This is a genomic window from Streptomyces sp. Y7, from assembly GCF_043195415.1.
GTDB lineage: Bacteria > Actinomycetota > Actinomycetes > Streptomycetales > Streptomycetaceae > Streptomyces.
Genome location: NZ_JBIDDQ010000006.1, coordinates 410,302 through 437,099, shown reverse-complemented (window position 1 = coordinate 437,099; position 26,798 = coordinate 410,302). Strand labels below are relative to the sequence as shown.

The window sequence follows — 26,798 nt, the reverse complement described above, 5'->3', positions numbered from 1 at the left end:
GTCCGTCCTCGGTCGGGCGGTTGCTGCCGCTTCGGAGGCGCTGTTCGTTGACGCCCGACGCTGCGGGCGGACACCCCCCGGCACGTCCCCTTGCCGCCGTGGGCGACTGCCGGGTTGCCGGCGCGTTCCCTCCGTCGTGGGCGGCTGCGGGGCGTGGGGGCTTCTACGCCAGCAGGCCCGACGACTTCCACAGGCGGCGGCCCACTCCTCGCAGTACGCCTATGTCGTCCAGGAAGTCGGTGAGGCGCTTGGCGCCTGTCTGCATGACCTCTCGGCGGTGGGCGCTGGCCTTTGCCTGGGCCAGGGCCTCGCGCTTGTCCAGGCCGACGTTCGTGTAGACCTCGGGGTTGATGAAGGCGACCGAGAAGACGCGGGCGAACTCGCCGGAGGTGACGCGGGTGAACTCCTGGGACCACTTCGGGGCCGTCAGCATCTGGCGGCGCAGTTCCTCACGGGCGTAGCGGACGTGGCGGGCCTCCTCGACCACGTGGATGCGGGTGACGCCGCGGATGAGGGGCTGTACGCGCTCGTCCGGGAAGGTCAGGCGCTGCATCCAGTCCAGGACCTCCTCGCCGAGGAGGGTCGCCGTGAAGGAGCCGGGGGTGGTGGAGATCGTCTTGAAGAGGCGGCCGAGGTGCTGGTGGGCCCGGCTGACCGGGTACCAGGGAGTGCCGCCGTGGGAGATCAGGCGGGCGAACATCTTGGAGTGCCGGCACTCGTCCTCGATCTCGGTGAGTGCGTAGCGGACGTGGGCGCTCGTCGCCGACTTGTCGTAGATGTGGCGGACCAGCAGCTGCATGAGGATGATCTCGAACCAGATGCCCAGAGAGGCGAGTGCGGCCGCCTCGTGCTGGGAGAGGAGGATGCGCTGTTCCTCGCTCATCCGCTTCCACATCGGGGTGTCGTAGAGCGAGACGAGCTCCGGCGGCCAGAACCACTTGCCCTCCTCGAAGGGCGCCTCCCAGTCCAGCTCCTTGTCGGGGTCGAAGGAGTGCTTGGCGGAGGAGGCAAGGAGGCGTTCGGCCACCTGTTCGCGGTCCTTGAGCAGCCCGAGCGCGTCGCGCAGGCCGTCCAGCGCGTCGGCTTCCGTCAGGGTCGTCATCGGTCCCTCACCTCTGTTACCGGGGGTACGTCGTCCGACTCTTATGAGACTGCCTGTCAGCAAGCTCGTCAATCCCCTGCGCGGGACTTGTTGACCCCGCGTCTACCACGTGTGAGCCTGCCGGACATGCCGACATACGACCTGTACACGAACGATCCGGGAGAACCTCTCTGGCAGGTGCCGGCGGCCGGCGCGGCCCGTTTCGGCTGGGAGTACGACAACGGGCGGGAACGGCTGCTGGCCCTGTACCAGAAGGGCAAGGACAAGCAGTGGGACGGGCAGCGCAGGATCGACTGGGACCTGGAGGTCGACCCGTACGACGCGCTCGGTACGCCGGAGGAGGCGATGGCGCTCTACGGGACGCCGTACTGGACGAAGATGAACGAGCGCGAGCGGGGCGAGCTGCGGCAGCACTACGCCTCCTGGCAGTTCAGCCAGTTCCTGCACGGCGAGCAGGGCGCGATGATCTGTGCGGCGCGGATCGTGGAGTCGGTGCCCGACATGGACGCGAAGTTCTACTCGGCGACACAGACGATGGACGAGGCGCGGCACGCCGAGATCTACGGCCGTTTCCTGCACGAGAAGGTCGGGATGCTCTACCCGATCAACGACAACCTCCAGTCGCTGCTGGGTGACACGCTGCGCGACAGCCGGTGGGACATGCCGTATCTCGGGATGCAGGTGCTGATCGAGGGGCTCGCGCTGGCCGCGTTCGGGATGATCCGGGACACCACCACCAAGCCGCTGCCCAAGCAGATCCTGGCGTATGTGATGCAGGACGAGGCACGGCACGTGGCCTTCGGGCGGATGGCGCTCCGGGACTACTACAAGGAGCTGACCGACGCCGAGCTCCGTGAGCGTGAAGAGTTCGTCATCGAGGGCTGCTACCTGATGCGGGACCGGCTGCGGGGCGTCGAGGTCCTGGAGAACTTCGGCATTCCGAAGGCCGAGGCGGAGCAGATCAGCGAGCGTTCGGAGTTCCTGCAGCTGTTCCGGCGGCTGCTGTTCTCGCGCATCGTCCCGTGTGTGAAGGACATCGGGTTGTGGGGGAAGCGCCTTCAGCAGGCCTATGTCGACATGGGTGTGTTCGAGATGGGCGACTCCAATCTGGATCTGCTCATGGCTCAGGACGAGGAGATCGCCGAGAAGCTCGACGCCGAGCGGTTCGCGGTGGAGGAAAGGGAGCGGGTGGAGGAAGTGGAGGAGGCGATCGAGGCAGGTCAACGCCTCGACGGGTGATCGCGTGCCCGGCGTCCTCGACCGCAGGCCCCCCTACCGCCCCGAGCAGCCCAGCCCTTCCGGTACCTCGCCCAGGACCGGCTCCGCCCCCTGGGGCGGGAAGGACGTGCGCAGGGTGAAGGCGTACGGGGTCGGGCCGTTGGTGCGGAGGTGAAGGAGGCGGGACTCGGCCTCCGCGACCGTCGGGCGGTGGCCCGCCGGGACCCACCACAGAGCCGTCATCGCCTCCTGGACGCGCTCGAACCACTCGCGGCGGCGGGCCAGCATCTCGCGGTGCCGCCCCTGGTACATGTACGCCGTCAGGGCGTTCGTGTCGCGCCACATCGTCAGGTTGATGATGAGCCACTCGTCGCCGAAGACGCTCACGTCCGTCGCGTCGCCGGAGTCGCTCTGCAGCCGCCACACGAAGCCGTCGGCCGCCTCGGCGTCGGCGTTCACGGGATCGAGATGGTCGATGAAGTCCTTGAGCTGGGGCGAGTCCAGCGGGGCCTTGAGGCGGCCGATGTTGACCTGGGCGAGTGCGAAGGCGGCTTCCTGAGCGGGTGAGGTCGTCATGGACCGAACGATAGGTCGGTCAGGGTGGCCGGGCACAAGGCTCGTCTCAGAGCGTGGGCACCGTCGCCCCGGTCAACTGTCCTGGGGCGAGGGCGACTTCAGCACCGCCTCCATCACGGCACGGGCGATCGGTGCCGCGTCCCCGCCCCCACTGATCTCGCCCCGGTCCGGGTCCGCGTCCTCCACCACCACCGCGACGGCCACCTTGGGCTCCAGGTCGCGGTCGCCCTTGGCCCAGGAGACGAACCAGGCGTACGGCGTACCGGAGTTGCCGAGACCGTGCTGGGCCGTGCCGGTCTTGCCGCCGACCGTCGCCCCCGGGATCCAGGCGTTCGTCCCCGTGCCCTCCCGCACCACGTCCACCATCAGCTCCTTCAGCAGCCGCGCGGTCTGCGGCCGCATCGCCTGCCGGCTCGAGCTCGCCCCGCCCGTCGAGACCGTCGTTCCGCTCGCCCGGGTCGTACGCTCCACCAGATACGGCGAGCGCACCTGGCCGCCGTTGGCCACGGCCGCCGCGACCATCGCCATCTGGAGCGGGGTGGCACGGGTGTTGTACTGCCCGATCGACGACAGGGCGAGCTGTGCCCGGTCCACCTTCTCGTCGAAGGTGGACTCGGCGACCGAGTAGGGGATCCTCAGGTTCGCGTCGTTGAAGCCGAACGCGCCCGCCGTCCGTGCCATCCGGTCCACGCCCGTCCTGACCCCGAGGCGCGCGAACACCGTGTTGCACGACCACTCGAAGGCCTTCCGCAGCGGAACGTCCTCGCAGCCCTCGGACTCGTTCGTCAGCGAGGTCCGGGTGCCCGGCAGGGTGTACGGGTCGGGGGAGTCGGTCGGCTCGTCCAGGTCCTCGACCACGCCCGCGTCCAGCGCCGCGGCCGCCGTCACCACCTTGAAGGTCGAGCCCGGCGGGTAGGTCTTGCGGACCGCCCGGTTGAGCATCGGCCGGTCCGTGTCCCGGTTCAGCGACGCCCAGGACCGGGTCACCGAGGCGCCGTTCCCGCTCAGCACGGACGGGTCGTACGAGGGGGCCGAGACCAGCGCCAGGATGCGTCCCGTCGCCGGCTCGATCGCGGCCACCGCGCCCTTGCGGCCCGCCAGCCCCTCGTACGCCGCCTCCTGCGCGGCCCGGCGCAGCGTGGTGACGACGTCACCGCCGGGGTAGCGGTCGTGGGTGGTGCCGCTCCAGGGGAACGGCGAGAGCAGCGGGTCCGTGCCCGCCAGGACGCCGTCCTTGGAGTGCTCCAGCAGCGTCGTGCCGTACTCCTGCGAGGCGAAGCCGGTGACGGGCGCGTACATCGGGCCGTTCGTGTACGTCCGCTCGTAACGCAGGTGCTCGCCGGTGTCGTGGGAGCCGGTGACCGGTTCGCCGTCGACCAGGATGTCGCCGCGGGGCTGTCCGTAACGGGCGATCGTGGTGCGGCGGTTGGCGATGTTGTCGTCGTAGGAGGGCGCCTCGAAGACCTGGATGCGGGTGGCGTTGACGAGCAGCGCGACCAGCAGCAGGGCGCAGAAGAACGCGGCGTGCCGGATGTGCCGGGTCATCGGGCGGCCTCCTCGCCCTTGGGCACGCCGAGTCTGCTGCGGGCCCGGTCGCTGACCCGGATCAGCAGCGCGACGATCGCCCAGTTGGTGACCACCGAGGAGCCGCCCTGCGCCAGGAACGGCATCGCCATGCCGGTCAGCGGGATCAGGCCGGTCACGCCTCCCGCGATCACGAACACCTGGAGCGCCACGATCGAGGCGAGCCCGACCGCGAGCAGCCGGCCGAAGGGGTCGCGCAGGGCGAGGCCGGCCCGGTAGCCGCGCTCCACCAGCAGACCGTAGAGGAGGAAGATCGCGGACAGGCCCGCGAGGCCGAGCTCCTCCCCGGCCGTCGCCAGGATGAAGTCCGACTTGGCCGCGAAGCCGATCAGGATCGAGTGGCCGAGGCCCAGTCCGGTGCCGAACGTGCCGCCCGCGGCGAAGGCGAACAGCGACTGCGACAGCTGGTTGGGGCCCTCGCCCGCGGCGATCGACGCGAACGGATGCCGCCAGTCCTCGACCCGGCCGTGCACATGCGGCTCCAACTCCCCGACGGCCACCGCGCCGAGCGCCGCGAGCAGCAGGCCGAGCGCGATCCAGCCGGTGCGGCCGGTGGCGACGTACAGCAGCACCACGAACAGGCCGAAGAACAGCAGCGAGGTGCCGAGGTCGCGCTCCAGGACCAGCACGCCCACGCTCAGCAGCCAGATCGCGACGATCGGGCCGAGGACGCGGCCGGTGGGCAGTTGGAGCTTCTCGATGCCGAGGACGCGACGGCCCGTGTACGCCAGCGCGTTGCGGTTGGCGGCCAGGTAGGCGGCGAAGAACACCGCGAGCAGCACCTTGGCGAACTCGCCGGGCTGGATGGAGAATCCGGCGATCCGGATCCAGATGCGGGCGCCGTTCACGGACGGGAAGAAGATCGGCAGGGTGAGCAGGACGAGGGCGGCGACCACGCAGACGTAGGAGTAGCGCTGGAGCACGCGGTGGTCGCGCAGCAGCAGGACCACCACGATGAACAGCGCCACCCCCAGCGTGGACCACACGAGTTGGGTGGGCGCCGCCCGGTCGCCCGGCGTCTCCAGGTCGAGCCGGTAGATCAGCACCAGGCCGAGGCCGTTGAGCAGCACCCCGATCGGCAGCAGCAGCGGGTCTGCGGACGGGGCGCGCAGGCGTACGGCCAGATGCGCGACGAGCGCGAGCACACCGAGCCCGGCGCCGTATCCGGCGGCGCCGGGCGGGACGGTGCCGCTCCGGGCGAGGCCGACCGCGCAGTAGCCGTACACGGAGAGCAGGACGGCCACCACGATGAGGGCCAGTTCGATGCCACGGCGCCGGGGGAGCGGTGTGGCGGGAGCGGGCGCGTCCGCTTCCACCAGGGTGGTTCCGGCCTTGGTCATGTCCGGAACTTACCCAAATAGTCCGTCTTGTGTGCCTAATGCCTCAGCACCAGCGCGGCGTGCGCCCGAGGGTCTCGATGTAACGGGCCGAGCCCCAGGCCCAGGTGCCGTCCGCGAGCAGGTACCAGGTGCGGTTGCCCTGGACGCTCTCGCCCGGGGTCTTGCAGAAGATCCTGACGATGTCCCCCTGGTGGACGACCCGGATCACCTGGCTGCCGCGGTTGGGTGCGGAGCGCAGCAGCAGCGTGCTCGCGGTGACGCGGCCCCGGGTGAACTGCTGGCTCTGGTTGCCGCCTTGGCTCCAGTCGCCGCCCCCGTCCCCGCCCTGGACGCCCCCGTCCCCTCCTTGGACGCCCCCGTCCCCTCCTTGGCCCCCGCCCCAGTCGCCGCCCTGGGACTCACTCGATTCACCGGTCTGGGAGCCCCACTCGTCGTCGGCGACAGCGGGGGTTGCGGCGGCCGCGGCGGCGAGGATGCCGGCGGCCATGGATATGGCGAGTCGGGATCGCAGTGCCATGTGTACCTCCAGGACAAGGGAACGAACCTGACTAATCGCCACATTAGGAGCCCGATCGGGCGTTCGCTCGTCCTAATGGGCCATAGGAGAAGCGCCGCGCGTGAGCGGCGGTGACTACCGCAGGACGAGCGTGGCGACCGCGCCGCCGTCCCTCGCGTTGCCGAACGACAGCCGCGCCCCCAGCACCTCCGCCTGCCCCAGCGCGATGGTCAGCCCCAGGCCGTGCCCCTTCGCCCCGCCCTCGGTACGGAACCGCTGCGGCCCGTGCGCGACGAGGTACTCCGGGTAGCCGCCCCCGTGGTCCCTGACCGTCACCACCGGCCCGTCCACCGTCAGCGACACCGGGCCGCGCCCGTGCTTGTGCGCGTTGGCCACCAGATTGCCGAGCACCCGCTCCAGCCGCCGCCGGTCCGTCTCCACCACGACGTCCCGCAGGACGACGACCTCGGTCGCGGTGCCGGACGCCCGCACCACCCGCTCGGCCAGCGCCGCGAGCGGCTCGCTGTCCGGCTCGGAGCGCTCGCGTCCGCTGTCCAGCCGGGAGATCTCCAGCAGATCCTCGGTCAGGGTGCGCAACGCGGACACGCGGTCCCGCACCAGCTCCGTCGGCCGCCCCGGCGGCAGCAGCTCGGCCGCCGCGTGCAGCCCGGTCAGCGGCGTACGCAGCTCGTGCGCCACGTCCGCGGTGAACCGCTGCTCGGCGAGCAGCTTGCTCTGCAGCGAGGAGGCCATCGAGTCCAGGGCCGCGGCGACCACGGCCACCTCGTCCTGCGGCCGTGGGGAGTCCTTCTTCGTGCGGGGGTCGTCCACCCGGGCGTCCAGATCGCCCCCGCTGATCCGCCGGGCCACCCGGGCCGTGGCGTGCAGCCGCCGCGTCACCCGCGTCACCGCGAACACGCCCACCAGCACCGTCACGCCGATCGCCAGCGCCGACGACCACACGATCGCCCGGTCGAGACCGTCGATGGTGCGGGCCTGCTGCGAGTAGTCCACCTCGACCGCGAGGGCCCGCTCGCCGTCGGCGGGGCCCGCCGCCCACATCGTGGGCCGGCCGCGGTGATCGGCGACCACCGTGCCGCGCTCCCCGGCCACCGCCAGCCTGCGCAGCGACTCGGGCAGATCCGGCGGGTCCAGGGCGGCCCCGGGCCCGGTCGGGTCGCCGGCCTCGAACGCCGCCGTCGCGTCCTCCAGCCGGGACAGCGCCTGCTCGCGGGCCTGGCCGACGGTCTGGTTGGTCACCGAGACATGCACGAGGATGCCGAGCAGCGCGGCCAGCGCGCAGCACATCACCGTGATGAAGACGGCGACCTTCACGGCCAGCGTGCCTGCCCACTGGGGCAGCGCGAGCCTCATGGCGTGCTCGCCGTGGGGGTGGGGGAGGGCGGACCGGACGGTGAGAGGGAAGGCGAGGGCGACCCGGGGGACGTCTGCTTACGGGGCCCGGTGCGCAGCATCTCGTCGTGCGTGAGCAGCATCGCCTTCTGGTCCGCGTCCCAGGTCCACTGGAGCCGGTACTCGTACCCGGCGACCTCGGAGGGCGAGCGGATGATCACCGACCGGCCGGCCAGCTCGACGCTGCTGATGGCGTCGTCCCAGCTCATCACCTGCATGAGGTGGTGCTTCTCGACGGTGTAGACGCGCACCGCGGTCGTCTTGCCCGGCATCAGCCGGAAGCCGAGGGTGAGCTCGGGGCGCCCGTCGCCGGTGAGGTCCCGGTAGTAGGGCCGCAGCACCGGGCACTTCCCATGGCCGGCGCCGCCCCCGCACTGCGCCATCAGACGGCCGGTCTCGCGGTACTGCGCGTTCTTCCCCTCGTAGTCGCCGGGGCTCTTGTCGAGCTCCTTGCGTACGACCGCCACCGGGTTCACGTCGCGGATGTCGTCGCCGGGGAGCATGACGCCCTTCACGACCTCCCGGTTCACCTCACCGATCTCATAGGCAGGACGGGACGCCGGCGTCAGCTGCGGCCAGAGCTTGTCCGGGCTGACGGCGGTCTCGGTCGGGCCGGCACCCTGGATCTCCCCGGCGTCACCGCAGGCCGTCGCCGCCGGCAGCAGCAGTGCGGCCAGGGCACTGAGCGCGACGGTGCGCGTGAGGCGGGTGCGGGGCACGGTTCTCCTGGGGCTCGGGGTGTCGTCGGCCCGTACACCCTATTCGTACGGAAGTCCTTTTTGCGCACCCGGTGGGCGGACGGGCGACGCGCTACTCGGCGAGCTCTTCCAGCAGCCGGGCGGTCGCCAGGCCGGCCCGGAGATAGTCGACGAACAGCTCGTTGTGCAGGGCCCACGGAGAGCGGCGGGAGCGTATCAGCCGGATCGCCTGCTCGGCGGAGTGGCTCCGGCGGACCAGTGCGTGGGCGACGACGAGCCCCGAGCGGTTGTAGCCGTGATAGCAGCGGACGAGGACCCTGCGGCCCTCGTCGACGGCGTCGCACGCCGCCTCCGCGAGCCGGATCACCCCGGCGAGCTGGGTGCCGTCCAGCGGCCCGTCCGGGATCGGCCACACATGGTGCTCCACCCCGGGATCGGGGCCGTGCCCGGGCAGGCGCAGCAGCGTCTGCACGAGATCGAACTCGTCACTGACGACGGCGAACTCCAGTTGCCCCGAGCGGCCCCGGAACTCGTGACCGCCCATCCACAGGCCGGGCACGATCTCGCTCCACGGGTTGTCCGGAGCAGGTACGTCGGGTTGCTTCCTGCGGGTACGCAACGGCACCTCCCCAACCACCCCTAGGGCCTGTTCCGACTGTCCCTGCCTGCGCCCCGGCGCCCGGCACGCACCCTCGGCGAGGGATGTGCCCAACTCCTCTCAAAGGTAACCGGGTTCTTGCCCCCGCAGCACCCCGCCTGTTCCCATGGTCGTGGGGTGATGGTGCATGAGCGGACTGCGCGTCATACCGGCCTGGCGGCACGGCCAGGAACGGCTCTACGTCTGTCTCACGGACGGGCGCAACCTCGCCTGGTACGACCGTGAGGCGGGCCGGATCAACCTGCTCAGCGACGCGAGCAGAGAGGACGTGCTGGAGGCGCTCGGCCCCTTCATCACCGGCCCGGTGACGGTCGGCCCGCCCCCGGTGCCCACCCCCGCCGAACTGGCCCGGCTGACCCTGCACCCGGACGACGACCTGGCGCCCAACCGTCCCGGCGAGGCACTGCTGATCTCCCTGGACCGGGAGCCCGGCCCCTCCCGCCGGCTGCGGCCCGACCCGCGCCGGCGCGCGCTGACGGCGGAGCAGACGGTCGGCGAGGCGCTGGAACGGCTGGACGGCGCGGGCTGGCACGCGCTGCACTCCGTGCCGCTGCCGGGCGGCGACCGCATCCATCATCTGGTGATCGGGCCCGGCGGGCTGTTCGCGCTGCACACGCTCTACGCCCGCAGGGCGAAGGTCACCGTCGCCGACCCGACGGTCACGCTCGGCCGCCGGGAGGCGTACCCGCTGCTGCGCCGGGTGCGCGCCGACGCCGACCGGGCGTCCTACGCCCTGACCGCCGAGGTCCGTCCGGTCCTCGTGCTGGTCGCCCCGGCCGACGTCGCGATCACCGCGTCGCCGCGGGAGGTCCGGGTGCTGCGGGACACGGAGGTGGCGGGGCTGGCGCGGACGGGCGGGGTGCTGAAGCCGGCCGACGTGGAGGCGCTGCACGCGATGGCCCGGGACCGGAGGGTGTGGCTGGCCGCCGGCTGAACGGTGCGGGTCGGTTCCGGGTGACGCCCGGTGTCATCCGGGCAGTGTGCCCGCGCTGTCCGCGTCCAGCAGCGGTGCCAGCAGGTCTCCGTAGTCCTGCAGGCGCGGGGCCAGGTCGGGGGCCGTGAAGGTCAGGGACTGAGGGGAGCGGCAGCTGACGACCTCCTCCCAGGTGACCGGCGCGGACACCGTCGGCTCGCGCCGGGCCCGCAGGGTGTAGGGCGTCGCCGTCGTCTTGCGGGCCGCGTTCTGGCTCCAGTCGACGAAGACCTTGCCGGGCCGCAGGCTCTTCGTCATCCGGTGGATCGCGAGCCGCGGCAGCGCCTTCTCGGCCTCCACGGCGAGGTCCTTGGCGTACTCGGTGGCCCGTTCGGAGGAGGCCGGCCGGATGGTCGCGGCCAGATGCAGGCCCTTGGAACCGGAGGTCTTGGCGTACGCCTCGATGCCGTCGGCCGCCAGCCGCTCGCGCAGCCAGAGCGCGACCTCGCAGCACTCCACGACGGTGGCCGGTGCGCCCGGGTCGAGGTCGAAGACCAGGCGGTCGGCCTCGCCGGGGGCGTCGATCACCCACTGGGGCGTATGGAACTCGGTGACGAGATTGGCGGCCCACATCAGGCTCGCGAGGTCCTGCACGAACACCATGCGCGCCGGGCCCTCGACCCGGGGGACCTCGGCGGTGGTGACCCACTCGGGGGTGCCCGGCGGGACGTTCTTGGTGAAGAACACCTGGCCGTCCGGGCCGTCCGGATAGCGCAGGAAGGACACCGGCCGGTCCCGCAGATGGGGCAGCAGTGCCTCGGCGGTGGTCGCGTAGTAGTGCAGCACCTCGCCCTTGGTGAACCCGGTCGCCGGATACAGCACCTTCTCCAGGTTGCTGAGCGCGAGGCGCCGCCCCTCCACCTCTGTGATCGGCGTCATACGATGAGAATCACACGAAACCGGCCTGAACCGCCTCGAAAGGTCTGAACGTGCGATCCATATGGAACGGCGCCATCTCCTTCGGCCTGGTCAGCATCCCGATCAAGGTGGTGAACGCGACCGAGAGCCACTCGATCTCCTTCCGTCAGATCCACACCGAGGACGGCGGCCGGATCCGTTACCGCAAGGTCTGCGAGCTGGAGGACCGCGAGGTCAGCCAGGCCGAGATCGGCAAGGGGTACGAGGACGCGGACGGCTCGATCATCCCCATCACCGACGAGGACCTGGCCCAGCTGCCCATCCCGACCGCGAAGACGATCGAGATCGTGGCCTTCGTCCCGGGCGACCGGATCGACCCGCTCCAGATGGACGCGGCGTACTACCTCGCCGCGAGCGGCGCCCCCGCCGCCAAGCCGTACACCCTGCTGCGGGAGGCGCTCAAGCGCAGCAACAAGGTCGCCATCGCCAAGTTCGCCCTGCGCGGCCGGGAACGGCTGGGCATGCTCCGGGTCGTCGGCGACGCCATCGCCATGCACGGTCTGCTCTGGCCCGACGAGGTCCGCGCGCCCGAGGGCGTCGCCCCCGACGCCGGCGTCACCGTCCGCGACAAGGAGCTCGACCTCGCGGACGCCCTGATGGACACCCTCGGCGAGGTCGACCTCGACGATCTGCACGACGGGTACCGCGAGGCCGTCGAGGAGGTCATCGCCGCGAAGGCGGCCGGCGAGGCCCTGCCCGCCGCCCCCGAGCCCGCCACCGGCGGCAAGGTCCTCGACCTGATGGCGGCCCTGGAGAGCAGCGTCCGCGCCGCGAAGGAGTCGCGCGGCGAGGAGCCCGAGGAGGCGGCCGAGGTCAGACGCCTGCCCCAGCGCAAGTCGGCCCGGGCCGCGCCGAAGCAGACCGCGGGCAAGAAGTCGACGTCCGCGGCGAAGAAGACCGCCGCCAAGAAGACGACGGCCTCCGCCAGGAAATCCACGTCGAAGTCGGCCCAGGCCAAGAAGACGGCGGCGAAGAGCACGGCCAAGAGCACCGCGAAGAAGACGGCGGCGAAGAAGACGACGTCACGCAAGCGCACGGCGTGACGACGGCCGCCCTCACAGCAGCCGCGCGGTGAGGAACGCGAGCAACTCCTCCTGTCTCGGCAGGAGATAGAAGTGGTCGCCCTCGAAGACCCGGACGTCCAGCGCCTCGGTGGTGATGTCCGACCAGGCCGAGAGGTCCTCCACCGGGCACGCGGGATCGCTGTCGCCGCCGCACGCCGTGACGGGAACTCCCAGGCGGTGCAGACGGGCCGGGCGGTAGGCGGCGAGCAGCCCGAAGTCCCCGCGCAGGGACGGCATGATCATGGGCCGCAGCATGGGGTCCTCGTAGAGCGCGGCGCCCTCGGGATCCAGCCGGCGGACGTGGTTCAGGATGTCCGTGTCGGTAGGGAAGGGCCGCGGCGCCAGCTCCCGCGCGAGGCGTGGCCTGGTCCGGCCCGACACGATCAGCCGGGTGAGGCCGCGCCCGGGGAGCTCCTCCAGCCGGCGGGCCACCTCGTACGCCACCGATGAACCCATGCTGTGGCCGAACAGGGCCAGCGGCAGGTCGTCCGTCAGCTCCTCCAGCAGCGCGGCCGTGATCGCGTCCGCCAGCTCGTCCATCGTGGCCGGACACGGCTCGGACAGCCGGTCCTGGCGGCCGGGGTACTGCACCGACAGGACCTCGATCTCCGGCGGGGTCAGCGTGGTCCAGCTGTGGAAGGTGCCCGCCGCTCCGCCCGCGTGCGGAAAGCACACCAGCCGGATCCTCGCGCCGGGCGCGCTGACGCCCCGCAGCCAGCGGGTGTGGATGTCGGGGGCGGTCACGACTCCGCCTCGAACTCGGCGAGCAGGGCGTCCAGTGCGCCGTCGGCCCCGCCGCCCTGCTTGATCTCGGTGATGCGGATCGTCATGTCCTTCAGTGTGATCGGTTCGAGGAACAGCTGGATCGGTACGTCGATGCCCAGCTCGTCGCGGAGGCGCCCGGCCAGGTGCACGGCCGTCAGGGAGTCGCCGCCCGCCTCGAAGTAGGTCTTCTCCAGGCCGGCGCGGCCGTCGAGATCCAGCGCCTCCCGCACCAACTCAGCGACCTCGGACTCCAGTTCACTCCCGGGCGCGGGAGCCACGGCCCCGGTCCGTGCCGCCGGGCCGCGCAGGGTCAGCGCGCCGTGGCTCTCGCCCGCGAACGGGTACGCCGGGAGCCGTACCCGGCGCACCTCACCGGCGAGCGCCGGCCAGGCGACCTCCTCGCCCCTCAGCCACGCCTCGCCCGACGGGTCCCGCACCGGGTCCGGGTGACCCTCGGCCAGTGCCAGGAGTTTGTCGGCGGCCTCCCGCGTCCCGGTGGCGACCACGTAGGCGCGCACGGGCATCCCGACCCGGCCCGTGCGCAGGGTGTGCGCGACATCGGCCAGGGCCGGGGCGTCCGCCTCGCGCAGGCGGGCCGCCAACCGGCGTGCGGTCAGGGTGAGTTGGTGCTCGGTGCGGGCCGACAGCGGCAGGACCGCAGGGCGGGCGTCGGTATGCGCGCGTGGCCCGCGTTCCGGCGCCTCCTGCACCACCACGTGCACGTTCGTGCCGCCGATCCCGACCGACGTCACGCCCGCCAGCCGGGGCAGACCCGGCCTGCTCGGCCACGCGCCGGTCTCGGTCACCAGGCGCAGCGGAGAGCCCCGCAGAGCGGCGACGGGGCTCGTGACATCGACCGTGGGCACCAGCGTCGCGTGTTCCAGCATCAGGATCGTCTTGATCAGCGCGGCCGCACCGGCCGCCGCGTCGGCGTGCCCGATGTTCGACTTCACCGAGCCGAGCCCGATGCCGGCGCCGGTGCCACCGTCGATGCCGGCACTACCGTCGATGGCCGCGCCGTCGATGCCGGCCCCGCCGCTGCCGGCTCCGGCCGTGAACGCCGCGCTCGCGGCCTCCAGTTCGACCCGGTCCCCGAGTTCCGTCCCGGTCCCGTGCGCCTCCACGTACTGGGCCGCCGACGGCTCCAGCCCCGCCGCCGCCCACGCCTCCGTGATCGCGGCCGTCTGCTGGTCCACGCCCGGAGCGGTGAAGCCGAGCTTGCCGGCCCCGTCGTTGGTGACGGCCGTGCCCCGGATCACCGCGCGCACCGGATCGCCGTCGGCCAGGGCGTCCTCCAGCCGGCGCAGCACCAGCACCCCCACCCCGCTGCCCGGCACCGTGCCGGCCGCCTTCTCGTCGAAGGGGCGGCAGCGGCCGTCGGGGGAGAAGATCCCGCCCTGGTAGTGGACGTAGCCCCGCTTGCGCACGCCGCCGACGGACACGCCGCCCGCGAGCGCGGTGTCGCACTCGCCCAGCAGCAGGGCCTGGACGGCGAGATGCACGGCCGTCAGCGAGGTCGAGCAGGCCGTCTGGACCGTCATGCTCGGCCCGTCCAGCCCGAGCCGGTAGGAGATCCAGGGCGCCAGGAACTCGCGGTCGGTGAGGATACGGACCTGGAGCGCGCCGAGCGACGCGGCGAGCGCCGGGTCCGTGGCGGCGGCCAGGGCGTGTTCCGTCGGGCTGCCGCCCACGTACACGCCGGTGCGGGACGGGGCGTCCAGCGGGGCGTACCCGGCGTCCTCCAGGGCCGACCAGGCGGTCTCCAGGAGCACCCGGTGCTGGGGGTCCAGGGCCGCCGCCTCGGTGCGGTGGAAGCCGAAGAGCTCGGCCTCGAAGCGGTCCGCGTCCGCGAGATACCCCTGCGCGGGGACGTACCCGGCACCGCGCAGCTCGTCCGGGTCCGCCCCGTCGGCGAGGAGTTCCCGCTCGGTGAAGGCGGAAAGCGAGCAGACTCCGTCGCGCAGGTTGGCCCAGTAGGTGTCGAGGTCGGGGGCGCCGGGGAAGCGTCCGCTCATCCCCACGACGGCCACCGCCGACTCCAGGTCGTGCGGTGCGGCTGCCTCGGTCGTCATCGTGTCGTGCCCTTCCTGGAACGGAGCGAGTTCAGGGCCGCCCGGCGGTCATGGCCGCGCCGGGCCGCCTCCTCCTGGGGCGCCCGCCGCTCGGCCGTACGGTCGAGATGGGCTGCCACGGCGGCGACCGTCGGGTGCCGGAACAGGTCGATCAGGGTGAGGTCCCGGTACTCGGGGTGTTCCTGGAGCGCCGCGAGCACGGCCAGCAGCCGTACCGAGTTGCCGCCCAGGTCGAAGAAGTTGTCGTGGACGCCGACCCGGTCCAGAGTCAGCACCTGCCGCCACACCCGGCTCACCCGCTGCTCGGCCACGCCGGCCGGCGCGGTGTACGACTCGCGCAGCTCCGGGCGCGAGGAGGGGGGTTCGGGCAGCCGGGACCGGTCGATCTTGCCGGAGCGGTTCAGCGGCAGCTCCGGCAGGCGCACGAAGACCTCCGGGACCATGTAGCCCGGCAGCCGCCGGGCGAGCAGCGCGCGCAGCACCTCGTCCGAGGGGGCGGGGTCCGGCCCGACCACGTACGCGACGAGCCGTTGCTCGGCGCCCTCGCCGTGTACCGCCGCCGCGGCCACCGTGATCTCGGGACGGCCCGCCAGCACGGCCTCGATCTCGCCGAGTTCGATCCGGTAGCCGCGCAGCTTCACCTGCGAGTCGCTGCGGCCGAGGTAGTGCAGGACGCCGCGCGCGTCGATCCGGCACAGGTCGCCGGTGCGGTACATCCGGCTGCCGGGCGGACCGTACGGATCGGCGACGAAGCGTTCGGACGTCATCCCCGGCCGGCCGATGTAGCCGCGCGCCAGGGAGGCACCGGCGACGTACAGCTCGCCCGTCACCCCGACCGGGACCGGACGCAGCCACCGGTCCAGGACGTGGGCGCGGGTGCCCGGCACCGCGTGGCCGATCACCACCGGCTCGCCCGGCCGCAGGTCGGCCGTGGTCGAGTACACCGTCGCCTCGCTCGGGCCGTACGCGTTGACGATCCGGCGGCCCTCCTCGCCGAGCCGCTCGACCAGTTCGGCCGGGCACGCCTCGCCGCCGACCGCGAGGGTGCGCAGTTCCGGCAGCGCGCCCGGGGCACGGGGGAGCGTCATCGCGGCGGACGGCGGCAGGAAGACGTAGGTGATGCGGGAGTCCCGCAGCCGTGCCTGCAGCGCCTCGCCGAGCCGCTCGTCCTCCTGCGCGATGTGCAGCTCGGCGCCCGCGACCCAGGGGAAGAACAGATCGGACACGGCCACGTCGAAGCCGAACGACACGAACTGCAGCACGCGGTCCGTCCCGGTCACCGGGAACACGGGACGGACGTTCACCGCGAGGTTGAGCAGGGCGCGGTGCTCGACGGCCACGCCCTTGGGGACGCCGGTGGAGCCGGACGTGTAGAGGACGTAGGCGAGGTCGTCGGGGGCGCACGGGACCGGTTCCCTGGGAGCCGGCGGGTCCGTGTCCTCGTCCACCCGCAGTTCCGGTACGTCCGTGCCGGTGAGGTCCGCCGTCCGCGCCGCCGTCAGCAGCAGCGAGGTGCCCGAGTTGGTGATCATGTAGGCCAGGCGGGCCGGTGGGTGCGCCGGGTCCAGCGGTACGTAGGCGCCGCCCGCGCGCAGGACCGCGAGGGCGGCGATGCCCATGTCGGCGCCGCGGGGGAGCAGCAGCCCGACGCGGTCTCCTCGGCGTACGCCGTGTGCCTGGAGGCGGGCCGCGAGGCGGTCGGCGCGCGTGAGGAGTTCGGCGTAGGTCAGGCGCAGGTCGCCGCAGACCAGCGCGGTGGCCTCCGGCCGGGTGGTGGCCCGGTCTGCGACGAGGTCCGGGACGAGGGGCGCCTCGGGGAGTGCCGGGTGCGGCGGTCGGGCGGCCGCGGGTTCGTTGTGGCTGGTCGCGCGGTTCCCCGCGCCCCTGGTCGGCGATGCGGTCCCCGGCGTCCGGTCGTGCAGGGCCAGCAGCCGCTCGCGCTCGTCCGCCGGGAGCATGTCGAGCGTCGACAGCGGGGCCCGCGGACGGTCGAGGAGCCCCTCCAGCAGGGTCTCGAAGCAGTGCACCCAGCGGCGTACCGTCTCCGGCTCGAACAGCGCGCTGCGGAAGATCAGGTACGCGGCGAGGTCCTCGCCCCAGCGTTCCACCTGGAGGTGGAAGTCGAACTTCGCGGTGTCCAGGCCCACATGGACGCGCTCGACCTCGGCGCCGGCCAGCCGCAGGCTCAGCTCGGTGTCGTCGTCGTAGCCGAAGACCACCTGCACGACCGGGTCGTGGCTGATCTCGCGGGCCGGGGCGACCTCGTCGACGACCGCCTCGAACGGGGCGTCCTGGTACGGCTGGGAGGCCAGCAGCGCGATGCGCAGCCGGTCGATCAGGTCGTGGTACGACGGGTCGCCGGACAGATCGACGCGCAGCGCCAGGGTGTTGGTCAGCATGCCGACCATGTCCTGGAGCTCGGGGCGGTCCCGGCCGGAGACGGGGAAGCCGATCACCAGGTCCTCGGAGCCCGAGAGCCGGCCCACGAACGCGGCGTACGCGGCGAACACCGCCATGAACGGGGTGCCGCCGCGCGCCCGTGCCGTCTCCGCGATCCGCGCGCGGACCCGGGCCGGCAGTGTGAACCGCTCGGTGCCGCCCGCCGCCGTCCGCACCGCCGCGCGCGGCCGGTCCAGCGGCAGCGCGACCGTCTCCGGGGCACCCCGCAGCCGCTCGGCCCAGTGGGCCACCGAGCCGGCGTACTCGCCCGCCGCCTGCCGTTCGCGCTGCCAGGCCGCGAAGTCCGGGAACTGCAGGGGGAGTTCGGGTGCCGTGTGGGGCAGGCCCTTGGTCTCGTTCTCGTATCCGGCCGACAGCTCGCGCAGCAGCACGCCCAGCGACCAGCCGTCGCAGACCAGATGGTGGGCGACCAGCAGCACGCGGTGACTGCCGTCGGCCACCGCGTACAGCGTGCAGCGCAGCAGCGGGCCGGCCGCCACGTCGAAGGGGCGGGCCGCCTCCGCGCGCATCCGCGCGTCCACCTCGGCCACGGGCACGTCGTGCTCCGCGCGCGGCTCGACCCGGCCGGCCGCGGACACGAGCTGGAGCGGCACGCCGTCGGGGCCGGTGCGGAAGACCGTGCGCAGTGACTCGTGCCGGGCGACGAGCGCGTCCAGCGCCCGCCCGAAGGCGGCCGTGTCGAACGGGCCGCGCACGACGAAGGCGGCCGGCACGTGATACGTCGCGGCGCCCGGATCCATGTGGTCCAGGACGAGCAGCCGGGCCTGCGCGTCCGAGGTCGGGAACTCGTACTCCTCGTGCTCCCCGACCGTGCCGATGTCGTCAGCGGCCATCTGTGCCCTCTCCGTCCCCCGTGCGGTCCTGTGCCGGTCGTGCCATGTCTGCCAGTGCGTTCTCCACGACCGCGGCGATCTCGCCGACCGGTCCCGGTGCGAGCACGTCGCTGTGCTCGCAGTCCAGTTCGTGCACGTCCACCGCGGCCGCGCAGGCCCGCCATGCCGCGCTCTTCTCCCCGGTCGTCGCCTCCGCGGCGCGGGTGGCGGAGAAGAGGGTGACCCGGCCGTCGTACGGCGACGGACGCCAGGCGCGCGCCATCTCGATGTACCGCTCCATGGCGCCGGCCAGCGTGTCGAGGCCCTGCGGGTCGAGGCCGGCCAGGAGCGCGCCGTGCGCGTGGACACGGGCGATCACCTCGGCCCGGTCCAGCGGGTCCGGTCCGGGCGGGACGCCGGGCAGCGCGTTGCGCAGCAGGTTGGCCAGCGCCGCCTGCTCCACCACCGCGGGGTCCAGCGGCACCCGGGCCACCTCGGCCGGCTTCGGCATCGCGTCCACGACGGCGACGAGCGCGACCTCCTCGCCCGCCGCCCGCAGCCGCACCGCCAGCTCGTGCGCGAGCGGCCCGCCGAAGGAGCGCCCGAGCAGCAGATACGGCCCGTGCGGGCGTACGGCCCGGATGAGCGGCAGACTGTTCTCCGCCAACTCGCCCAGGGTCCGAGGAAGTTGTCCGCCGCGCAGCGCCGGTGTCTGGAGCGCGTGCACCGGCCGCCCGGGGGCGAGGTGCGGCAGCAGCGCCGCGTACGCCCAGCCGAGCCCGAGGCCCGGGTGCAGACAGAACAGCGGGGGCAGGTCGCCCTCGCGGCGCAGCGTGAGCAGCGGGGCGTACGGGTCCTCTTCCATGTGGCCGTCACCGGCGGCGAGGCGGGCGGCGAGCGCGGCCGGCGTCGGCGCCTCGAACAGCGTCGCCGGGGACACCCGGGCCCCGAGCTCCGCCTCGATGCTCGCGGTCAGCCGCAGGGCGAGCAGCGAGTGGCCGCCGTGCGCGAAGAAGTCGCCGTCGGGTCCGATCGCGTCGACGCCGAGGGACCGCGCGAACAGGGCGCACAGCCGCTGCTCACGCCCCGGCCGCGCGATCCGGCCGTGGCCGGGCCCGGCCCGCTCCGGCTCGGGTTCGGGCAGCGCGGCCCGGTCGACCTTGCCGTGCGCGGTCAGCGGCACGGCGTCCAGGCGCGCCCACGCCGACGGCACCAGATGCGCGGGCAGTGTGCGCGCCGCGTACTCGCGTACGAGGTCCAGGTCACCGCCCACGACATACGCGACCAGCCGCTTGCCGCCGCCGGGCCCGGGCCGCGCGGCGACGACGGCCCGCTCCACCCCCGGGCAGGCGGTGAGGGCGGCTTCCACCTCGCCGGGCTCGATACGGAAGCCCCGCACCTTGACCTGGTCGTCCGCGCGGCCCACGAACTCCAGCTCACCGCCGGGAAGCCGGCGCACCAGATCGCCCGTGCGGTACATCCGGGAGCCGGGCGGCCCGTACGGGTCGGCGACGAAGCGCTCGGCGGTCTGCCCCGGACGGTGCGCGTAGCCGTGCGCCAGCCCGCTGCCGGCGACGTACAACTCGCCCACGGCACCGGTCGGCACCGGGCGCAGCAGGCGGTCGAGGACGTGGGCGCGGGAGTTGTCGAGCGGCCGTCCGATGGGCACGGACGTGCCGACGTCCCCCGTCACCGGGTGGGCCGTGGCGAACACCGTCGTCTCGGTCGGCCCGTAGCCGTTGACCACCCGCGTGCCGGGGCACCGCTCCCGCACCCGCCCGACCGCCTCGGGCGCGAGCACGTCCCCGCCCGCCCACACCTCACGCACGGTGCCCAGCACCTCGGGCGCGATCTCCGCCACGGTGCGCAGCAGTTCGGCGGTGAGCCACAGCGCGGTGACCCGCGCCTCGGGCAGCAGCCGCTTCAGCAGGTCCGGGGTGACGGGGCCGGGCGGCGCGACCACGACCGTGCCGCCGTTGAGCAGCGGCACCCAGGTCTCGTACGTCGAGGCGTCGAAGGTGTGCGGGCTGTGGAGCAGGACCCGCGCGTGCGCGCCGCCCGCGAAACGGCCGTCGGAGGCGAGCTCCACGACGGCCCGGTGCGGGGTGACGATGCCCTTGGGCTCGCCCGTCGAGCCGGAGGTGTACATCACGTAGGCGGCGGACTCGGGATGCACGGACCCGGCCGGGAGAGCGGCGGCCTCCGGCCCGAAGGGCTGCAACACCGGCACCTCGACGGGAAGCTGTACGTCCCTCTCCGCCACTGCCGCCCTCGCGCCCGCCGCGCCCACCAGCGCCGCCAGCCGGCCGGCCGGAGCCCCCGGATCCAGCGGCAGACAGCACCCGCCCGCCTTCAGCACCGCCAACTGCGCCACGATCATGGCCACGGACCGGGCCAGCGGCAGCGCGACCGTGTCACCGGGCCGCACTCCCGCCTCACGCAGTCGCCCGGCCAGGGCGTCGGACACGGCGTCGAGACGGCCGTACGTCAGCACCTCGCCGTCGGACTCGACGGCGGGCGCGTCGGGCGTACGGGCCGCCTGCGCGGCGAAGCGGCCGGGGATGCCCAAGTCGCCGGACGGCTCGCGCGCCGGGCCCTCCGCCAGGGCGAGCAGCCGGCGCCGCTCCTCCCGCGGCAGCACGTCGAGCCGGTCGGCGGGAGTGTCGCACGCGGACGTCAGCGCCTCGAAGGCGCGCACCAGGCGGGCCCCGACCGTGGCGGCCGGGACGGACCCGCGGCAGCTCACCCGCAGCAGCATCCGCTCCCCGGCGACCACGGCGATCGTCACCGGATAGTGCGTCGCGTCCCGTGTCTCGACCAGCTCCACCGCCGGGGCGGTGCCCTCGGCCCGCGGGAAGTTCTCGAACGCCAGGACCGTGTCGAAGAGTTCGCCCACCCCGGCCGCCCGCTGCACCTGCGACAGCCGGACGTGGTGGTACGGCGCCAGCCGCAGCTGTTCGCGCTGCACCCGGGCCAGCAGCGCGTCCACGCCCTCCCCGGCACGCAGCGTGATCCGCACCGGCAGGGTGTTGATGAACAGCCCCACCATCCGCTCCACGCCGGGCAGATCGTGCGGCCGCCCCGAGACGACCGCGCCGAAGACCGGGTCGTCGCTGCCGGTCGTGCGGGCCAGCACCAGCGCCCACGCGGTCTGCGCCACGGTGTTGACGGTGACGCCCGCGTCGGCCGCGCGCCGGGTGATCGCCGCCGTCAGCTCGGGGGTGAGTTCGACGTCGACCGTGTCCTCGACGGCGCCGTGCCCCTCACCGCCGTCCGCGGTGAGCGGCGCGGGCCGGGTCAGCCCGGCGAGCGCCGCCCGCCAGGCCGCCTCGGCGGGGCCCGGGTCCTGCCCCTTCAGCCAGACCAGGTACTGCTTGAAGGGCACGGCGGGCGGCAGCCCCGCACCCCGCACCGTCAGTGCCTCCAGATCCCGCGCGAGCAGCGGCAACGACCACCCGTCGAGCAGGATGTGGTGGAGGGTCAGCAGCAGATCGCCGCCCTCGTCGTGCCGGACCAGCGTGGCCCGCAGCAGCGGCGGGCGGGCCGGATCGAAGCGCCGGCCGCGGTCCTCGGCCCGCAGCCGGGCCACCTCCGCCGCCACCTCGCCCCTCGGGCGCCCGGTGCGGTCGACCTCCGTCCACGGCAGTCGCACCGCACGCGGGATCACCTGCACCGGCCGCTCGACGTGCTCGTGCCGGAAGCACGCCCGCAGGTTCGGGTGCCGCTCCAGCAGCCCCGCGACCCCGGCCCGCAGGGCCTCACCGCCGACGCCGGGCGCGATCCGGAACCGGGCCTGCACCAGATAGGGGTCGTCCCGCTCGGGATCACGCAGGGCGTGGAAGAGCAGGCCCTCCTGGGCGGGGGAGAGCGGCAGCACGTCCGCGATACGGCCGCCCATCAGACGTCCCCCTCGTCGTCGGGGTCGGGGCCGAGGTCCAGGTCGCCCTCCAGCAGGGCGAGCTGGTCCGACGACAGGTCGACCAGCGGGAAGTCGGAGCCGGTGTGGCCGCCCGTCCCGTCCCGGCGGGCGTGTTCGACCAGCACCTCGATCGCCTCGCACCACAGACGCGCGAGGGCGAGCACCTCGTCCTCCCCGAGCACCCCCCGCGCGTACGAGAACCCGGCGCTCAGACACGGCCGCCCGGCACGCTCCAGGACGACCGCGTCCACCTCCACGGCATGCCCGAGCGGCAGCGCCTCCGGGGCCATGCCGAGCAGTTCGCCGTCGGCGGTGTCGCCGCCGGAGAACCGGCCCAGATAGTTGAAGCGCAGGTCGGGCACGGGCAGCAGGGCCAGCTTCGGGGCCGTGTCCGGGTTCAGGTGGCGCAGCAGGCCCCAGCCCAGGCCGCCCGACGGGACCGACCGCAGCCGCTCCTTGACCTGCTTGAGCGCCTCACCGGCCGCGTCCCGCCCGGGCTGCCAGAACTCCGCGCCGAGCGCGGCGCCCGCGTCCAGCCGCACCGGGTACTGGGTGGTGAACCAGCCGACGGTGCGGGAGACATCGGTGGGCCGGGACAGTCCCTCGCGGCCGTGGCCCTCCAGGTGGACCAGCAGACCGGTGCCGGTGCCCCGGTGCCGTACCGCCGCCGCGGCCAGCGCGGTCAGCAGGACCGCGTCCGCACCGCAGTGGAAGACGTCCGCCACCTCGGACAGCGCCGCCTCGGTGACCTCGGGCGTCAGCTCGACGGTGAGCACGGCCCGGCTCGCCCCGGCACCCCGGCCGCCCGCGATCCGCGCGTCCGGGCCGCTCAGCATCTCCTCCCAGCGGACCGGCTCCACGTCGGCCCGCCCGGGCCGCACCGCCTCCTCGGCGAGCAGCCGCGCCCAGCGCGCGAAGGACGTCCCCGACGGCTCCGGCAGCCTCTCCCCGCCCAGCGCGGCGGCCAGTTCGGGGCCGAGCAGCCGCCAGGACACCCCGTCGACCGCGAGATGGTGGACCGTCAGCAGCAGCGGACCCGGCCGGCCGGCGCCCGTGTCGAGCCAGGTCGCCCGCAGCATCTCGCCCCGCTCCGGGTCCAGGCGCACCGCGGCCGCCAGTTCGTCGGCGAGCTCCCGGGGATCCACGCCGGCAGGCACCTCGACACGCTCGACCGACACCTCGGGGACGGTCTCCGGGACCGCCGGCTCCCCGTCCACCAGCCGCATCCGCAGCACGCCGTGCCGCTCGACGAGCGCGCGCACGCCCGCCTCGACCCGCTCCGGGCCCGCACCCGCCGGCACCGGGAACAGCATCGACTGCGTGAACGCCGTCGCGTCGCCGCCCAGTTCACGCCACCAGCGCATGACCGGCGTCAGCGGGAAACGCCCCGTGCCGGCGTCCTCGCCGAGCGCCTCGGTCTCCCGGGCGGTCAGCGCGAGCGCGGCCGGCGTGCGGGCCGTGAAGACGTCACGCGGTGTGATGCCGAGCCCCGCCCCCGCTGCCCGCCCGGCGAGCTGGATCGCCATGATGCTGTCGCCGCCCAGCCGGAAGAAGTCGTCGTCGGCGCCCACCCGTTCGACGCCGAGCACTTCCGCGAACAGGGCGCACAGGGTCACCTCGCGCACCCCCTCCGGAGCCCGCCCGCCGCCTTGCCGGCCGCCCGGCGCGGGCAGCGCCGCCCGGTCCAGCTTGCCGCCCGGCGTCAGCGGCAGCGCGTCCAGCACCACCACGTCGGCCGGCACCATCGCGGCCGGCAACCGTTCCGCGGCGTACGCCAGGAGCGCGCCCGGCACCGGCTCGGAGCCCTCGCCGCCGACGACGTACGCCACCAGCAGCGGCCTGCCCGCCCGGTCCTCCCGGACGACGGCAACCGCCCGCTCCACCGAGGGGTGCCCGGTCAGCACGGCCGCGATCTCGCCCGGCTCGATCCGCTGCCCGCGGATCTTCACCTGGTCGTCGGAGCGGCCCAGATACTCCAGTTGCCCGTCGTCCCGGCGGCGCGCGAGGTCCCCGGTGCGGTACATGCGCGTGCCGGGCGCCCCGTACGGGTCGGCGACGAACCGCTCGGCGGTCGCTCCCGGCCGGCCCAGATAGCCGTACGCCACACCCGGCCCCGCCAGATACAGCTCACCGCACACCCCCGGCGGCACCGGCCGCAGCCGCTCGTCGAGGACGTACGTGCGGGTGCCCGGGAGCGGTGCGCCGATCGGCGGCGGCGTGCCGTCGCCGGTGAGCGGGCCGGAGACGGTGGCCGCGACGGTGTACTCGGTGGGCCCGTAGGCGTTGTGGAACCGGCGTCCGCCGACGGCCCAGCGGGCCACCAGCTCCGGCGGACACGCCTCCGCGCCCACGGCCAGCGACCGCAGGTCCGGGTACTCCCCGGCGGGCAGCGTCGCCAGCACCGACGGCGGCACCATCGCGGCGCCGATCCGCAGCCCGGTCAGCGCATCGGCCAGCCCCTGCCCGACGAGCGGCCCGGCCGGCGGCACGACCAGCGTCCCGCCGGACCCGAACGCCATGCACATCTCCGCCACGGAGATGTCGAACGCGGGCGACCCGAGCTGCAGGACCCTTGTCTCCGACGTCAGCGCCATGGAGTCCACGAGTCCCTGAGCGAGGGCGGCGAGACCGGTGTGGGGGACGACGACGCCCTTGGGACGCCCGGTGGACCCGGAGGTGTGTATGACATACGCCGGCATCAGCGCCGCACAGGGGCGCGGGGAACCGTGCGACCAGCCACGACGGCGCGGCGGTCGGTCGACGGCACGCCGTGGCCGTTCGAGCGAGTCACTCAACACCAAAGTCGGCACATCCGTATCGGCCGGCAGCCCCCGCTCACCCCTCACCACCAGCACCGGCCGCGCGTCCTCCAGCGCCCCCCGGATCCGCTCGCCCGGATAGTCCGGATCCACCGGCAGATACGTGGCGCCGGTCCGCTGCACCGCCAGCAGCGCGGGCACCATCGCCGCGGTCCGCCCCAGCGCGAGCGCCACGACCTCCCCGGGACCCGCCCCGTGCCCGGCGAACACCTCGGCCAACCGGTCGACCCGGTCCACGAGTTCGGCGTAGCTCAGCGCGAGCGTCCCGGCCTCCAGCGCCGGCGCGTCCGGCGTACGGGCCGCCTGCCGGGCCACCAGCTCGGGCAGCGACGCCGGCTCGGGAGCGTCAGAACCGACGCCGAGCTCCAGCAGCCGCCTCCCACCCGCCTCGGACACCAGCCCGACCTCGGCGAGCGGCACCTCGGGCTCGGCGGTGAAGCGCCGCAGCAGCTCCAGATAGGCATCCGCCCAGTGCCGTACGGCATCCGCGCCGAACAGGGCCGTACGGATCTCGAAACTGCCGTCCATCGCGCCGGTGCCGTCGTCGGCGTCCCGGACGATGCCCACGAGGTCGTGCTCACCACCGGTGTGGATCCGCTCGGGCTCGCTGAACTCCCTGAGCGCGGCCACGCTCCGCTGCTGCGTCAGGTGCATGAACACCCACTGGAACAGCGGGGACCGCCCGGCGCTGCGGTCCGGCGCGACCGCCGAGACGATCCGGCCCACCGGCACGTCCGCGTGGGCCATCAGCTCGGGGAAGTCCGCAGCGAACCGGGCCAGCACATCGGCGAAGGAGTCCCCGGCCCGGATCCGCCAGCGCGTCGGGATGGCGTTCATGACGTACCCGATGACCCGCTCCAGACCCTTGGCGGCCCGGTTGGCCGTCGGGGTGCCGAGCACCATGTCGTCGGCGCTCGTGAGCCGGTGCGCCAGGACCGCGAAGGCCGCCATCAGGACGACGTAGACGGAGGCGCCGCGCTCCCGGGCCAGCGCCCGTACCGCCCGCGCGGTCGGGGCGTCCACGCGGAACGGGATCTGCGCGATCTCCTCAGAGGCCCCCGGGCGGGCCCCCGGCACGGTCAGCGGCCCCGGCGGCTCGGCGAGGTAGCGGCGCCAGAACGCCAGCCGGGCCTCGAACACGCCGGACGCCTCCAACTCGCCCTGCCAGGAGGCGAAGTCGGCGTACTGGATCCGCGGCCGGGCCGGCATCGACGCGGAACCGGAGCGCGTAGCGCGGTGGGCCTCGGCGAACTCGGCCTGCAGGACGTCGAAGGACCACCAGTCGGCGATGACGTGATGCAGGCTCAGCATCAACGTGGACCGCCGGTCGTCGACCCTCACGAACCGGGCCCGCATCAGCGGTTCGCCCGCCAGGTCGAAGGGCCGCCGCCGGAAGGTCTCGAAGGCCTCCGCGATGGTGACGCCGCTGCCCCGCAGGTCCTCCCGCTCCAGGCGGAAGCGCTCCTCGGACGGGAAGGTGACGGTCAGCGCGCCCGGTTCACCGCCGATCCTGGCCCGCAGGACGTCGTGGTTCGCGCGCACCAGGGTCAGCGCCGTCTCCAGCGGGCCGGCGTCCATCGGGGCGTCGAAGTGGTAGGCGCAGCACAGGTTGAGTGCCGGAGTGCCGGGATACAGCGACTCGTACACCCACAGGTCCTCCTGCGCCGGACTGAGCCGCACCGGCCCGCCGCCGTCCCGTGCCGGCACGACCGCCGGGATCAGCCCGACCTGCCCGGACTCCACCAGCCGCCGCATCAGCCGGACGCGCTGCTCCCCACTGAGCGCGGTGAACCGCTCAGCCATCGAAGCGCCGCCCGCCGCACCCGTCGTCCCCGTCACGCCCCGTCCTCCCGGCCGCTCGCGCATTCCCCCGTCACACCAGGTCCTCTCGGCAGACCCTGCAATGCCCTG

At 73.7% G+C, this 26,798-nt stretch carries 17 protein-coding genes; 3 read left to right on the top strand and 14 right to left on the bottom strand.

Translation table 11 applies throughout. The features are described from left to right. Nucleotides 1-163: 163 nt before the first annotated feature. Nucleotides 164-1,102: a diiron oxygenase gene (locus ACGFW6_RS19355; protein WP_393510825.1), complete on the bottom strand. Its 939-nt coding sequence runs from the start codon at nucleotides 1,100-1,102 to the stop codon at nucleotides 164-166. Nucleotides 1,103-1,228: 126 nt separating this feature from the next. On the opposite strand from ACGFW6_RS19355, the gene ACGFW6_RS19350 reads away from it, so the two are divergent. Continuing rightward, nucleotides 1,229-2,341 carry a ferritin-like domain-containing protein gene (locus ACGFW6_RS19350; protein ID WP_393510822.1) on the top strand — a complete coding sequence of 371 codons (1,113 nt, stop codon included), beginning with the start codon at nucleotides 1,229-1,231 and terminating at the stop codon, nucleotides 2,339-2,341. Nucleotides 2,342-2,374: 33 nt separating this feature from the next. Here ACGFW6_RS19350 and ACGFW6_RS19345 read toward each other — a convergent pair whose 3' ends face one another. From ACGFW6_RS19345 to ACGFW6_RS19315, 7 genes are all read right to left on the bottom strand, one after another. Continuing rightward, the gene (locus tag ACGFW6_RS19345) at nucleotides 2,375-2,896 is read right to left on the bottom strand and encodes a DUF3291 domain-containing protein (protein ID WP_393510819.1); all 522 of its coding nucleotides are present in this window, start codon (nucleotides 2,894-2,896) and stop codon (nucleotides 2,375-2,377) included. 72 nt (nucleotides 2,897-2,968) lie between these two features. Next, nucleotides 2,969-4,441, bottom strand: coding sequence for a penicillin-binding transpeptidase domain-containing protein (locus ACGFW6_RS19340; protein WP_393510816.1), 1,473 nt, complete (start codon nucleotides 4,439-4,441; stop codon nucleotides 2,969-2,971). Beyond that, nucleotides 4,438-5,820 (bottom strand): FtsW/RodA/SpoVE family cell cycle protein, encoded by a 1,383-nt coding sequence (locus ACGFW6_RS19335; RefSeq protein WP_393510813.1) that lies wholly within the window; start codon nucleotides 5,818-5,820, stop codon nucleotides 4,438-4,440. The genes ACGFW6_RS19340 and ACGFW6_RS19335 overlap by 4 nt, the downstream gene beginning before the upstream one ends. A gap of 43 nt (nucleotides 5,821-5,863) precedes the next feature. Next, nucleotides 5,864-6,337, bottom strand: coding sequence for an SH3 domain-containing protein (locus ACGFW6_RS19330; RefSeq protein WP_393510810.1), 474 nt, complete (start codon nucleotides 6,335-6,337; stop codon nucleotides 5,864-5,866). A 114-nt stretch (nucleotides 6,338-6,451) separates the two neighbouring features. Then, nucleotides 6,452-7,690, bottom strand: a complete 1,239-nt coding sequence (locus ACGFW6_RS19325; RefSeq protein ID WP_393510807.1) for an ATP-binding protein — start codon at nucleotides 7,688-7,690, stop codon at nucleotides 6,452-6,454. Then, entirely contained in the window at nucleotides 7,687-8,448 is a 762-nt protein-coding gene (locus tag ACGFW6_RS19320; RefSeq protein ID WP_393510805.1) for a hypothetical protein, read from the bottom strand. The genes ACGFW6_RS19325 and ACGFW6_RS19320 overlap by 4 nt, the downstream gene beginning before the upstream one ends. Nucleotides 8,449-8,539: 91 nt before the next feature. Continuing rightward, nucleotides 8,540-9,046, bottom strand: coding sequence for a dual specificity protein phosphatase family protein (locus ACGFW6_RS19315; protein WP_393510803.1), 507 nt, complete (start codon nucleotides 9,044-9,046; stop codon nucleotides 8,540-8,542). A 166-nt stretch (nucleotides 9,047-9,212) separates the two neighbouring features. On the opposite strand from ACGFW6_RS19315, the gene ACGFW6_RS19310 reads away from it, so the two are divergent. Continuing rightward, nucleotides 9,213-10,019, top strand: coding sequence for a nuclease-related domain-containing protein (locus ACGFW6_RS19310; RefSeq protein ID WP_393510800.1), 807 nt, complete (start codon nucleotides 9,213-9,215; stop codon nucleotides 10,017-10,019). 33 nt (nucleotides 10,020-10,052) lie between these two features. On the opposite strand, the gene ligD is transcribed toward ACGFW6_RS19310, so the two are convergent. Continuing rightward, complete coding sequence (ligD, locus tag ACGFW6_RS19305) at nucleotides 10,053-10,937, bottom strand: non-homologous end-joining DNA ligase (protein WP_393510798.1); 885 nt, start codon at nucleotides 10,935-10,937, stop codon at nucleotides 10,053-10,055. Nucleotides 10,938-10,987: 50 nt separating this feature from the next. On the opposite strand from ligD, the gene ACGFW6_RS19300 reads away from it, so the two are divergent. Next, entirely contained in the window at nucleotides 10,988-12,019 is a 1,032-nt protein-coding gene (locus tag ACGFW6_RS19300) for a Ku protein (protein ID WP_393510796.1), read from the top strand. Between the two features lie 12 nt (nucleotides 12,020-12,031). Here ACGFW6_RS19300 and ACGFW6_RS19295 read toward each other — a convergent pair whose 3' ends face one another. From ACGFW6_RS19295 to ACGFW6_RS19275, 5 genes are read right to left on the bottom strand one after another with little or no spacing between them, the layout of a single operon-like run. Further along, nucleotides 12,032-12,784 (bottom strand): thioesterase II family protein, encoded by a 753-nt coding sequence (locus ACGFW6_RS19295; protein ID WP_393510794.1) that lies wholly within the window; start codon nucleotides 12,782-12,784, stop codon nucleotides 12,032-12,034. Beyond that, nucleotides 12,781-14,877: a beta-ketoacyl synthase N-terminal-like domain-containing protein gene (locus tag ACGFW6_RS19290; RefSeq protein ID WP_393510792.1), complete on the bottom strand. Its 2,097-nt coding sequence runs from the start codon at nucleotides 14,875-14,877 to the stop codon at nucleotides 12,781-12,783. Before ACGFW6_RS19290 ends, ACGFW6_RS19295 begins: the two co-directional genes overlap by 4 nt. Further along, nucleotides 14,874-18,170 carry an amino acid adenylation domain-containing protein gene (locus ACGFW6_RS19285; RefSeq protein ID WP_393510790.1) on the bottom strand — a complete coding sequence of 1,099 codons (3,297 nt, stop codon included), beginning with the start codon at nucleotides 18,168-18,170 and terminating at the stop codon, nucleotides 14,874-14,876. The genes ACGFW6_RS19290 and ACGFW6_RS19285 overlap by 4 nt, the downstream gene beginning before the upstream one ends. After that, nucleotides 18,160-22,047 carry an amino acid adenylation domain-containing protein gene (locus ACGFW6_RS19280; RefSeq protein ID WP_393510788.1) on the bottom strand — a complete coding sequence of 1,296 codons (3,888 nt, stop codon included), beginning with the start codon at nucleotides 22,045-22,047 and terminating at the stop codon, nucleotides 18,160-18,162. Before ACGFW6_RS19280 ends, ACGFW6_RS19285 begins: the two co-directional genes overlap by 11 nt. Next, the gene (locus ACGFW6_RS19275; protein WP_393510786.1) at nucleotides 22,047-26,726 is read right to left on the bottom strand and encodes an amino acid adenylation domain-containing protein; all 4,680 of its coding nucleotides are present in this window, start codon (nucleotides 26,724-26,726) and stop codon (nucleotides 22,047-22,049) included. The genes ACGFW6_RS19280 and ACGFW6_RS19275 overlap by 1 nt, the downstream gene beginning before the upstream one ends. Nucleotides 26,727-26,798 lie beyond the last annotated feature (72 nt).

Excerpts from the sequence above, each read along its gene's own strand:
- ACGFW6_RS19335 (WP_393510813.1), bottom strand. The coding sequence starts at position 5,820 with ATGACCAAGGCCGGAACCACCCTGGTGGAAGCGGACGCGCCCGCTCCC.
- ACGFW6_RS19355 (WP_393510825.1), bottom strand. The coding sequence starts at position 1,102 with ATGACGACCCTGACGGAAGCCGACGCGCTGGACGGCCTGCGCGACGCG.
- ACGFW6_RS19280 (WP_393510788.1), bottom strand. The coding sequence starts at position 22,047 with ATGGGCGGCCGTATCGCGGACGTGCTGCCGCTCTCCCCCGCCCAGGAG.
- ACGFW6_RS19325 (WP_393510807.1), bottom strand. The coding sequence starts at position 7,690 with ATGAGGCTCGCGCTGCCCCAGTGGGCAGGCACGCTGGCCGTGAAGGTC.
- ACGFW6_RS19285 (WP_393510790.1), bottom strand. The coding sequence starts at position 18,170 with ATGGCCGCTGACGACATCGGCACGGTCGGGGAGCACGAGGAGTACGAG.
- ACGFW6_RS19290 (WP_393510792.1), bottom strand. The coding sequence starts at position 14,877 with ATGACGACCGAGGCAGCCGCACCGCACGACCTGGAGTCGGCGGTGGCC.
- ligD (WP_393510798.1), bottom strand. The coding sequence starts at position 10,937 with ATGACGCCGATCACAGAGGTGGAGGGGCGGCGCCTCGCGCTCAGCAAC.
- ACGFW6_RS19345 (WP_393510819.1), bottom strand. The coding sequence starts at position 2,896 with ATGACGACCTCACCCGCTCAGGAAGCCGCCTTCGCACTCGCCCAGGTC.
- ACGFW6_RS19330 (WP_393510810.1), bottom strand. The coding sequence starts at position 6,337 with ATGGCACTGCGATCCCGACTCGCCATATCCATGGCCGCCGGCATCCTC.
- ACGFW6_RS19340 (WP_393510816.1), bottom strand. The coding sequence starts at position 4,441 with ATGACCCGGCACATCCGGCACGCCGCGTTCTTCTGCGCCCTGCTGCTG.
- ACGFW6_RS19310 (WP_393510800.1), top strand. The coding sequence starts at position 9,213 with ATGAGCGGACTGCGCGTCATACCGGCCTGGCGGCACGGCCAGGAACGG.
- ACGFW6_RS19350 (WP_393510822.1), top strand. The coding sequence starts at position 1,229 with ATGCCGACATACGACCTGTACACGAACGATCCGGGAGAACCTCTCTGG.